This window comes from Novosphingobium sp. BL-S-33, from assembly GCF_056857025.1.
In genome coordinates this window covers 2,487,771-2,498,834 of the sequence record NZ_CM166474.1, presented here as the reverse complement: position 1 = coordinate 2,498,834, position 11,064 = coordinate 2,487,771, and the positions used below count along the sequence as shown (strand labels likewise).

7 protein-coding genes and 3 tRNA genes are annotated in these 11,064 nt (G+C 64.5%); 5 read left to right on the top strand and 5 right to left on the bottom strand.

The features are described from left to right. Positions 1-17: 17 nt before the first annotated feature. The 3 genes from AC1VVM_RS11720 (at position 18) to AC1VVM_RS11710 (ending at position 298) form a co-directional block, all read left to right on the top strand. A tRNA-Lys gene (locus tag AC1VVM_RS11720) sits at positions 18-93 on the top strand. 25 nt (positions 94-118) lie between these two features. Continuing rightward, a tRNA-Lys gene (locus tag AC1VVM_RS11715) sits at positions 119-194 on the top strand. A gap of 28 nt (positions 195-222) precedes the next feature. Beyond that, a tRNA-Lys gene (locus AC1VVM_RS11710) sits at positions 223-298 on the top strand. A 302-nt stretch (positions 299-600) separates the two neighbouring features. On the opposite strand, the gene AC1VVM_RS11705 is transcribed toward AC1VVM_RS11710, so the two are convergent. From AC1VVM_RS11705 to AC1VVM_RS11695, 3 genes are read right to left on the bottom strand one after another with little or no spacing between them, the layout of a single operon-like run. Next, a complete protein-coding gene (locus AC1VVM_RS11705) occupies positions 601-786 on the bottom strand; it encodes a hypothetical protein (protein WP_482904059.1) in 186 nt (61 codons plus the stop codon). After that, positions 786-5,060, bottom strand: a complete 4,275-nt coding sequence (locus tag AC1VVM_RS11700; protein WP_482955081.1) for a translocation/assembly module TamB domain-containing protein — start codon at positions 5,058-5,060, stop codon at positions 786-788. The genes AC1VVM_RS11705 and AC1VVM_RS11700 overlap by 1 nt, the downstream gene beginning before the upstream one ends. Then, positions 5,060-7,387 (bottom strand): autotransporter assembly complex protein TamA, encoded by a 2,328-nt coding sequence (locus AC1VVM_RS11695; RefSeq protein ID WP_482904057.1) that lies wholly within the window; start codon positions 7,385-7,387, stop codon positions 5,060-5,062. The genes AC1VVM_RS11700 and AC1VVM_RS11695 overlap by 1 nt, the downstream gene beginning before the upstream one ends. Before the next feature lie 212 nt (positions 7,388-7,599). Between AC1VVM_RS11695 and AC1VVM_RS11690 the strand changes: the two genes are divergently transcribed. Then, positions 7,600-8,691, top strand: coding sequence for a YihY/virulence factor BrkB family protein (locus AC1VVM_RS11690; protein ID WP_482904056.1), 1,092 nt, complete (start codon positions 7,600-7,602; stop codon positions 8,689-8,691). Here AC1VVM_RS11690 and AC1VVM_RS11685 read toward each other — a convergent pair. Further along, complete coding sequence (locus AC1VVM_RS11685; RefSeq protein WP_482904055.1) at positions 8,688-9,509, bottom strand: kinase; 822 nt, start codon at positions 9,507-9,509, stop codon at positions 8,688-8,690. The two genes, AC1VVM_RS11690 and AC1VVM_RS11685, sit on opposite strands and share 4 nt — an antisense overlap. After that, positions 9,506-9,985, bottom strand: coding sequence for an MEKHLA domain-containing protein (locus AC1VVM_RS11680; protein ID WP_482904054.1), 480 nt, complete (start codon positions 9,983-9,985; stop codon positions 9,506-9,508). Before AC1VVM_RS11680 ends, AC1VVM_RS11685 begins: the two co-directional genes overlap by 4 nt. Before the next feature lie 189 nt (positions 9,986-10,174). Here AC1VVM_RS11680 and AC1VVM_RS11675 point away from each other — a divergent pair, with 189 nt between their 5' ends. Beyond that, entirely contained in the window at positions 10,175-11,002 is an 828-nt protein-coding gene (locus AC1VVM_RS11675) for a coniferyl-alcohol dehydrogenase (protein ID WP_132385292.1), read from the top strand. Positions 11,003-11,064: the final 62 nt, after the last annotated feature.

Here is an 11,064-nt window from a genome sequence, read left to right as displayed (position 1 = left end):
CGGCCAGGGCAAAGTGTGGACGCATAGCTCAGTTGGTAGAGCAGCTGACTCTTAATCAGCGGGTCCTTGGTTCGAGCCCAAGTGCGTCCACCAGTCCTGTCCTTACGCGGAAACGTGTGGACGCATAGCTCAGTTGGTAGAGCAGCTGACTCTTAATCAGCGGGTCCTTGGTTCGAGCCCAAGTGCGTCCACCATTTCCGTACCTTACGCGGCAACGCGTGTGGACGCATAGCTCAGTTGGTAGAGCAGCTGACTCTTAATCAGCGGGTCCTTGGTTCGAGCCCAAGTGCGTCCACCACCGCCTCCCTAAAAAGAACATCATCCCGTTTCGGGTTTGTTTGCGAGGCATTCCGGGTGCCGTTCAGGCCCCGCTCCCTTCGTTGCATTCGAATCGGCATCCGAGCGATTTTTTGCGGCATGTCGTCATGCGTGCACGTGCCACCGCGAGAGTTGAAAGCGCCTGAAGGTGTGCTCAGCGTACGAAGAGCGGCGCTCCTGATCGGGAATTTCCCCTGTCGCAGCCTCCACGCGCCGGATTCGGGGAAACGTCCTTAAAGGCCCGTCCCGCTAAGCCTGCGCCTTCACGGACCGCCTGAGCCCTTATTTCGCGGCCCCGACGTCATCCTCATCCGCCGGTACTGCCGAGCCCGAGGCCTGCGCCTCGATCTCCCGCGCCGTCGTATCGATCTTCGCGCGGGCCGCGGCGTAGCGCTCGTCGAACGTCGGCTCGCGGTGACAACCGGCAAGCGCCGCCAGCGATACGACACAGAGGATCGCCCGCCGCATCAGTAGTCCTTCTTGATCTTCACGCTGAGCGAGTTGACGCCCGAACCGCCAGCCTGGCTCAGCACCGACAACCACCGGGTCACGCTGACTTCCAGCTGGGTCGCGGTAAAGCCGCGCGCGTCAGTGATCAGCTCGACATAGATGTCGTCGGTTATGTACTGGCCCGCTGCCAATGCTGTGCCGCGCCCGCTCGCCTCGTCCGGGCTGAGAATACGCAGGCGGTCGATCCCCGTCGCCGAACGCAGCTTGCCCAGCGGATTGAGCCCGCCGCCACTCGCCCGCAGCGAATTGAGCGACGTGGCAAGCTGAACCGCCTGGATCGCAGAAAGGTTGGCGATCGAACTGCCGAACAGAATGCGCGACAGAATCTCGTCCTCAGGCAGGCTCGGCTCGGAGCTGAATTCGATCTGCGGATTGAACGCGCGTCCGGAGACCGAAACCGTCACGTTGACGTCCTCGATCGACTCGGTTGCCGTGATCGCCACCGAGGGATCGATCGTGCGTCCGCCGTTGAACGTGATCTTGCCCTCGGAAATGCTGAACGAGCGCCCGGCGAAATCGAGGTTGCCGCGGATCAGCGTAACATCGCCGGTCATCGTCGGTGCTGCAGTAGTGCCGCCTACCGTGAAGTCGGCGCTCCATTCGGAATCGAGCCCCATGCCCGAAACGTAGAGCTTGTCCGAGGCGCGGAGGTGCAGGTCCAGACGGAGGGTCGAGAATGCGGATGCGATCTGCTCGGCTTGTTCGTCGCCGGTGACGCGCGTTGGGCCGGACTTCGGCTTGAAGCGGACGCCCGTTAGGCGCGGAATTTCCACCGCCCCCTCGCGAACGATCTCGTAGCGGGTTTCCGGCAGCCTCAGTTCGCCCGAGAGCAACGCCTTTTCGCCGGCATGCTTGGTCAGGTTGAGGGTGCCCGTGGCGCTTGCCGACAGTGACGCGCTGCGCGCCAGCCGGGCCCGATCCAACGTGACCGTCAGGGCCATCGGATAGCCTTCTGCTGCCGAAAGGCTCATCCGGCCGCTGGCGCTCACGGTGCCGTTGCCAGCATTGGCGCTGAGTGACTGAAGCTCGAAACTGTTGCCGGTGAAACGGCCTTCGAGGTTCATGTTGGTCAGTCTGGTACCGAAGGCCTGATATTCGTACGTCAGGTCCCGGCCCTTGATAAGGCCATTTACGCAGGGGTCGGAAAGCTTGCACGAGAAGTCGGCTGCAAGCCCGATCGGCCCGCTCAGCGTCTGGCCCGCCTGCCCGATGAAGGAGAACAAGGTATCGGCCGGGCCGTTGTAGCGAATGCCGCCGCCCAGCGGCGCTTCCAACAGACGTGACATCCATGACCCTTCGCCCGGCGGCAGTGGGCGCAGCGTTGCCGCCAGCCGCCCGATCACGCTGCCACGCCGGCGGATCACCGCGTGCGCCTCTCCGCCATCGGGCACCAGCTTGCCGAGGAAGTTGATGTCGACCGGTTGGCTCACCGTATTGGAACTGGTGCGGGTGAAATCGGTAACTGTCAGGCGCGCATCGGCGCGGGGGAAAGTGCTGCTGCTGGTCTGTTCGAAATCGAGGCTGCCGCTCGCGCTGCCGCCAAGGCCGTAGCCCGGCACGAAAGCGTTGACGGCACCGACGTCGAAGGTCTCCAGCCGGCTTTCCAGTTTGATCCCGCCGTCGCCATAACGGCCGGCAACGCGCGCAGTGCCGCGACCGAACGTGAGCGTGGTCGGCAGCAGTTCATAGCCATCCTTGCCCGGCACGATGCGCGCGGGGCTGAGCGTGCGCAACGATTGGCCGCGCACGCGTCCCTGTAGAGCCACGCGCCACAGATCGGGCGCGAGATCGGCATTGACGCCAAGGCGGAACGGTACGCCGCTCACACCTTCGATCAGCGCCTTGGCCTGTCCGCGACCGTCGCGATAATCTACCAGCACGCGCGCGGCAGCCAGATCGAATGCACCGATCCTGGTTCCCGCAAGCTGCGCGTCGGCCACCACAGTAGGCTTGTCGTAGAGGATCGCGCGGCCATCGATCAGAGCCGAGCCCACCGACAGATTGGCCGGGCCCGGGAATACCGCGTCCTTGGCGCGCAAGTTGAAGTCGACCGCCTGATACTTGCCCTCCGCCGCCAGTCTCAAGGCGCCGCCGATGCCATTGCCCTGCGCCGTCAATTCGCCCGCGAAGGGGCCGGCGGCCGTCTGAGTAAGCTGGCCCGCGAAATCGACGCCCCCGAGATTGGCGCTGTTGATCTGCATCGCCAGTTGCGCGCCCATGTGCAGGGTCACGTCGGCCTTCAGCGGCCCATAGTCGGTGTCGCTGGTCAGGTCGAAGCGGTAGCCGCCATGGACGCCGGTGATACGCGCATCAAGGTTGGCAAGGCCGATGCCCAGGCCGGGATGCTCCGCCGTGACATGCGCGTCGGGATTGGCGATCGTGCCGTCCACCCGCACACCGAGCGCGCCGTAGCGCTGCGATGTCCCGCGTGCATTGAGCGAGATCCGGCCGTCGGGTGACCAACTGCCCTGCCCATCGGCAACCTTGAGGTCAGGCGCGTTCAGGCGCAGCGACGAGAAATGCACAATGCCGTCGGAGCCATAGCGAACCCGCGACGAGGCCGCGAAATTACCGCCGAGGAAGTTTTCGAGGCTGGAATTCAGCAGCTTTCTGGAACGTGCCTGAACCGTGCCTTCAAGCGCGAATCCGCTCCGCTCGCTCTTGAGGTCCATATTCGTACGGATGTCGAAAATGCCGACGCTTTCGAGGCGATAATTGTCGATTCTGCCGTCAATTGCGCCCGTATAGAGGCCCTTAGCGACATCGGCGGCAAGGATCAGCTTCGCATCGATGCGATCGGAGCGGATACGCATGTTGTCGGAGAGGATCCGGGTGCCCTGGATCGCCAGATCGCCGTCGAGCCGGACATTGGCGAGCGTGCCGCCGGCCACCGTATCGAGCCCGACGATGCGCTGAACATGGGCCGCGACCGGGATCATGATCCTGTCGGCATTGACACGCGCCGCACCCTCGGCGGTCAGGCCTTCGAGGCCCATGTCGTTCATTTTCAGGCGCGCGGCGTTGATGCGATAGGCAACCCGCGGCCGGGTGAAGGCCCCGTCAAGCGCAAGCGAGGCTGTCAGCCCCGATCCGCTGAGGTTCTTGGCCATGACCGTAGGCTTGAGCAGCACGAACTGAAGCCGCAGGTTGTCAAAGCTGTTCTTCGACAAATCGACCACACCATCCGGCCGCAGCGTGAAGGCATCGCTGGAAACGAGGCCGGACAGCTTTGCCCGCCGCTGATCCAGCGCGGCCGTGAGATCAAGATTGGTGATCGGCCCCAGCAGTCCTGCCGTCGGCCCCGTGAAGAGGCGTGCGATCTGCGTCGGCCCCTTGATTCCGAAAGTGCCGTTACGGGCCGTCAGCGCCAGCCGCGCCATCTCGCCGCCGGCAAGATCGGCTTCGAACTGGCCGTCCCACGCCTTCCAGTCGCCCTTGCCGTCCAGTCGGAACCGCAAAGGCTGCTTGAACCCGCCCAGCGCGGCGATCACGCCGCCGGTCGGGGCATCGAGATCGGCCTTGAGCGCCAGCCGGTTTTTCGCTGGCACTGCATCGAGCTCAAGGTCGAAGCGGTCGCCGCCTTGCTTGCCCTCGATGGCAATCGTTCCGCCCTTGGCAAAGACTTGCGCGCGCCCGTCGGCGATATGCGCCCGGCCATCGACGGTGAGGATGCGCCGTACCCCGGCGACCGGCGGTTCGGCGATAAAACGACCGATCTTGAGGCGGCCGACATCGATATCGAGATCGGGCAGCAGCGGCTCGTTGCTGGGCGGCGTCGGCAGAAACTTGGGCGTGCGGCGCAGGATCATCCGCTCGGTCGTGGCGCTGCGCACATCGACATGTCGGCGCAGATAGGCGAAGGGCCGCCAGTCGACGTCGATCTGGGGAGAGAACAGGAATTCGCCCTGTGGATCGCTCACCGAAAGGTCGTGCAGCGTCATCCGGCTGTAGAGCGAACCTTCGATGCGGCCGACCTTGATGCGCATGCCGTTTTCGAAGCGCAGTCCGGCGATCTGTTCGGCCACGAAGCGGTGGCCCGGACCGGTATCGATCCCGAAAATCACGGCAGCAGCGAGCACCACGGTACCGAGAAACAGTCCGACAATGGTCTTGAGCGCGCGGATGCGCAGACGGCGGCCGAGCGACGGGCGCGCGGGGCGGCTCTGATCGAGTTCCTCGCCGCCGATCTCGTCTTCGTTCTCGGGCGGCAGGGTGTCGTCGTCTTCGACCATCAGAAGGCCTGCCCGATCGAAACGTAAAGATTGAAGCGAGACTCGCCCGGCTGGCGGTCGATCGGCGTCGCAATATCGATGCGGACCGGGCCAAAGTTGGTGTAATAGCGGCCGCCGATACCGACACCGTAGCGCAAGTTGTTGAACTGCGGCGTCGTTTCCCGATAGGCCTGACCCGCGTCGACGAAGGTCACCACGCCGAAGTTTCCAAAGCGGTAGCGCGCCTCGACCGAGGCTTCGTTCAGGCTGCGACCGCCCACGGCCTTGCCGTCCGGCGCCTGCTCGCCAAGCGCCTGATAGCTGTAACCGCGCACCGAACCGCCGCCGCCGGCATAGAGCCGCCGCGAAGGCGCAATGTCGAACAGTTGCGCGCCCTGGATCGAGCCGAGGCGGAAGCGCCCTGCCAGCACGAGGCTGTCGGTCACGGGATAATAGGCAGAACCGTCGAGCCGGCTCCGGACATAGGGATTGAAACCACCCTTCACCGTAGCCTCGGGCTGAACGAGCGCGGTAAACCGGAAGCCCTTGGTAGGATCGAGCAGGCTATCGGTATGGTCGAAACCGGCCTGACCGTTCACGCCGACGACGTAGTAAAGCTTACGGTCACGTGTGCCGGTGGCGATGTTGTAGTCGGTTTCGCCGGTAATCAGGGCTTCGGCGCCATAGGCATACGTGAACTTCTTCTGCCACAGCGGCGTCGAATCGCGGGCCATGCGGACGGCAATGCGGCCGGTATAGGCGCTGTAAGCGTCGTAATCGTTGTGGAATGCCTCTGCCACGACCTCCAAAGTGCGATCGCGCTTGCCGGCATTGGAGCGGCGGAAGGTCGTGCTCAGGCCCTGCTGCCGGGTACCGGCGGTGCCGTTGACGATCACCGCGCCTTCGGGCGGGAACATGTTGCGGTGGGTCCAGATCGCCTGCGCGCTCAGGCCCTCACCCGTGGCATAACCAATGGTGCCCGCAATCGTGCGCGGCGGACCGGCATCCTGCTGGACGTGCAGCGTGACATATTCCGTACCGTCATCGCCCGCCGATTCGCCGGTCTTGCGTGGTTCAACCGAGACGGTCGAAAACAGGCTGGTCGCCACCAGCGCCTTGCGCAAGTCGTCCACCTTGCGGCTGTCGTAAAGCTGGCCGGGCTTGAAGCGTGCCAGCACGCGAATGTGTTTCTCGTCGAAGGCAAGGTCGCCCGAAGTGGTGAAGCCGCCGAACCGCCCACGCGGGCCGACGTCGATCGGCAAAGTGTAGACGCCGTCGCCGGTGTCCTGATCGAGCAGGATGTCGCGGTCGCCCAGTTGCGCGAAGGCATAGCCGTTTTCGGGCAGCGCGAGCGCCACTTGCGCTTCGGCTCCCTGAACCCGCTGGGCGATGATCGGTTCACCGACCTTGAGGGCGAAATTGTCCGCAATGAGGTTCGGAGGAATCGTCGGATCCGCCTTCACGACGATATCGGAGAAGACATAGCGCTTACCGGGATCGACAGTGATAACGGCGGTGAACGCAGCCCCCCGCTCGGCACCTTGTCCGCGCTCGATCCGGGTGGTGATGACCGGCGAATACCATCCTTCGGCTGCAAGGACGGTCTGCATCAGTGCCGCGTCGTCGTTGAGCCTAGACCGCAGCATCGCGACGTTGGCCGCCTTGCCATCACCCTTCTTCAGCGCCGAGTGTGACCTGAACTCGCCTCTGAGATCGATGTCAGCCGCCTGATCGGCGGCGTCCAGTCCATCGACCCGCATGGCATAGGCGATTTCGCTGTCCTTCGACTGCTGCTCGCTCTCGGCGAACTGGACGGGCGTGACTTCGAACTGGTCTATGGGCGGCAGCGGCGCCATCAATTCGGGATCGCGCACGGGCGCTTCGCCGATGGCTTCGGTTGAAGATGGTGCTGGAGCAGTCGCAGTGACCGTCGCCGTGCTCGCGCCGCCCGCGGCGGTCTGATTCGCCTGCTCCCCGGCTGGCTGATTCGCTTGCTGGGCCTGCTGGGCGGTCAGTCGCTTTTCGAACTCCTCGATCGAATCGAGCGGCTTGTCGAGTTCGGGGTCATCGGTGGCATCGAGTTTGGGGATCGACTTGTTGAACTCGTCATCGGGGATGACCGGCTTCACCTCGGGCAGGGTCACATCGGCCGGAGGCGCGGGCACGTCCAGCTTGCCCGCTTGCAGCGAATCGTCCGCCCGCGCGGGCCGATTTCCAGCGTTCTGAGCGCCGGCCTGAGCCGCGGTATTCTGCGGCGCGGAGCCGGTCGGCGGGCTCGCCGAAGGGTCTGCATCCTGCGCATAAGCAGGCACGCCGGAGGCCGCCAGCATCAGTGCCAGCGTAACCAATCCGACGCTTTCACACCTTAGCCGGGAACCGGCGGCGGCGTGATCGCTTGGCCTGGGTATATGGAACGCGATGGAATACCCCCTGTAGAGTCCGGCCCTGTGGAGTTTGACCTGACGAAGCCAAACCTTGTCGAGTCTGGGCAAGAGCCCCTCTCGTGCTTTACCGTATCGCATTGCAACAGCGAAAGTTCCCACCTGCAAGGGGGTACGTGATGGATACCCACGACGGATCATCGGACCGTGGCCAGATAGAGACAATTTCCGGCACCAATCCGGTCGGTGAGCCCATGTCACACCCCGGTTCCGATGCCAACGCACCCTGGGCGCTTTCCGGAAGGGCTTGGTGGCGCGTCATCCGGCGCGTCTGGGTCATGAGCGGTTTTCACGAACTCGGCCTGCTGGCGGCCGGGCTCGCGTTCTATTGCTTCCTCGCGCTCACCCCGCTGATCGCGGCGACCGTGATGACTTACGGCCTCATCGGAGACGTCGATACGGTGCGCAAGCAGATGCAGAGCATCGTCGAAATCGTGCCGCCCGAAGTGGCTCACATGCTGGAAGAACAACTGATCCAGATCGTTACCACCAGCCGGGGCGTGACCGGCTTTGCGCTGGTGATCGCGCTGTTCTTTGCGGTCTACGGCGGTATGCGCGCGGCCAGCGGGATGATCAGCGCACTCAACGTGATCAACGAAGAGCGCGAAACGCGCGGTATCATCGCCCTCACTTTCCGCGCCGGAGGGCTCACGCTTTCGGCCGTGCTGATCGCGTTGACCGGGATCCTTTCCGGCGGCGTGTTCGCATGGCTGCAAACGCAGGCGAGCGCCTTTCTGGGCGACGCGACGCAAACCCTGTTCAGTTGGCTGAACTGGACGGCAGCAATCCTGCTCGGCAGCCTCGGCTTCGCGCTTATCATGCGTTACGGCCCGGATCGGCGCCCGGCGAAGTGGCGCTGGCTGAGCCCTGGCGCCTTGCTGGCGACGCTGTTGTGGATGGCAGTGTCGTTCGGGTTCTCGCTCTATGTCGCCTATATCAGCGACTATAACGCCACGTACGGCTCGCTTTCAGCCATTGTCGTGTTCCTGATGTGGCTGTTCCTCTCGGCCTATGGCGTGCTGCTAGGCGCGCTGCTCAATGCCGAGATCGAGCGGCAGACCGTATGCGACACGACCCGCGGTCCAGCCCGCCCTCCCGGCGAGCGCGGCGCGGTACTGGCGGATGTCGTCGATGACCACGTGCCCTCGCTCGACGACCTGCAACGCAAGCGCAACCGCCGCGCCGACAAAGTGCGGCGCGAGGCCGGTTAGCGCCGCAGGATTTCGACCGGGCGCCGCGCCTCATCCAGCCGGATCACAAGGTCGGCGCGGGCGGGCATCTCGGCCAGGATCATGCGAGTGATCCGCTCGTAATGGGCAATGAAACGCGCGATTTCGGCTTCGGCCATGACCTTGCTGCCCCGCGCAGGGTGTCCGGCCAGATCGCGTTCCTGCTCGGCGCGCCAGCTGTGCACCACCTCGAAACCGGGCGCGGCAAGCAGCACCAGACGGTCCATCCTTGCAAAGAGCCGCTGATACGAATCGCCCAGCATATCGTTGACCCAGCGGCGCCAGCGGCCGTCCGGGTCCTCTTCCGCTTCCAGCGCATTGACCGGTTCCGCCAGTTCACTCGTCCGCTGCGGAAAGGCGCCCACGCACCAGCCCTCCAGCAACAGGACCTCGCAGCCGGGACCGACGATGGGCCAATCGCGCTCCGGCACGCGGTCGTCCCGCGCCTTGTCGAAACGCGGCAGCGCTGCCGGACCGCCGCTTTCCAGCGCATCGAGAACGTCGAGCCCGAGCGCGATATCGTGTGTACCCGGAACTCCGCGCGTCGCCAGCAGTGGATGAACCTCACGCGAGAGGGCCTGACGCTCGGCATGCGTGAGGTAGAGATCGTCGAGCGAAAGCACTGCACTCGCCAATCCTTCGGCGCCGCATTGCCGCCGAACCGCTTCCGCCAGTGTGGATTTGCCCGATCCTTGCGCACCGCAGATGCCGATGACCACCGGCCGGTGCCGGAACGCAGACAGCGCGCCACGAATTTCCGCCATCAGGGCCTCGACCATTTGGGGGGCGGCTTTACTCATGGCGCGAACGTCGCCGCCTGCCCGTGGCACAGGCCCGCACCGTCCATGAGATTCCAGACCACCGCTGGACCGATGCGAAACCGCCGGCCCTTCGCACTGATCCGCACACCGGCGTAGTCGTCGATGAAGCCCTGCGTGGTCACGCGTTCGAGCAGCCGCTGACGCTCTTCCCGCAAAGGGGCTTCGGCGGAAAGTCTCGACGGCATCCCGACAAATTGGGCAGCGTCGCATTCGAAAGCGGCGAGCGCAGCGGCATTGCCGAAATAGAACAGCGGATCGGGCTCAGTCCCATGCGCCACGACGGCGAAAGGTGCCTGCCAGAGCGCCTCGACCGGATCGCCTCCAATCGCGACGAGCGGCTTGCCCAAAAGCCGCTCAAAGCTCTCAGAAACGAGTGCGATCAGCCCGGCGCAACGGGGCTCGCGATAGACCATCGGCACTGGACCTGCCTCCGCCAACACCGCCTGTTCGTCCATTCCGACCTCCCGCCTTTCGCCTGCTCTCGGGTAGCAGCACAAAGCCCCGTTTGCGACCCGCACGGCACCATCGCGACGGCGATCAGCCCGGCGCAAGGTTGAAGCCCCCGCCCCACTGCGACTAGCTACTTGCCGACAAGACATTGGGGCCGGCGTTTGCCCGCGCCCGTGAGAGGAAGGACAAGCGGGATGACCGATATTCTCGGCTATAAGGGCAAGCGCGTAATCGTCAGCGGATGCTTCTCGGGCATGGGCGAAGCGACGGCGAAGCTGCTCGTCGAACTCGGCGCGGAAGTTCACGGTTTCGACTTCAAGGAAAGCGCGGTGCCGATGGCATCGTTCACCCAGATCGACCTGCGCGATCCGGCCTCCATCGAAGCAGCTGTCGCCAAAGTCGGCGGCAAGGTCGACGCGCTGTTCAACTGCGCGGGCCTCGCCGGTGGCGGCGGCTTCCCGCCGCTCGATGTGATGAAGGTCAACTTCCTCGGCACCCGTCACCTTACCGAGCAGGTCGTGCCGCTGATGAGCGAAGGCGCCGCGATCGTCTCCATCGCCTCGACCGGCGGCCTCGGCTGGAGCCGCCGCATTCCGGTGCACATGCAGCTTCTCGCCACCAAGGGCTTCGAGGCCGGCCTCGCCTGGTGCGAAGCCAACCTTGACCAAGTGGCCGAGGGCTATGCTTTCTCGAAGGAAGCGGTGATCGTCTGGACCCAGTTCATGGGCGCGCAGCTCATCAAGAAGGGCATCCGCATCAACTGCTCGCTGCCCTCACCGACCCAGACGCCGATGATGGCGACCTTCCACGCCACCTCGGGCAAGGCGGTGGTCGATGCCGCTGCCGAGCCGCTCGGCCGCTACACCACCCCCGCCGAACAGGCCGGTCCGCTGGTGCTGATTTGCAGCGACCTTGCAGGCGTGGTCAACGGCATCGTCATGCCAGTGGACGGCGGCTTCATGGGCGGCCTTGCCACTGGTCAGGTGGACATCACCAAGATGATGAGCAAGCAGCCCGCTTGACGTCTTACATCATGTAAAAAATTGGAAGGGGCCCGGACGGCATGCCGTCCGGGCCCTTTTAC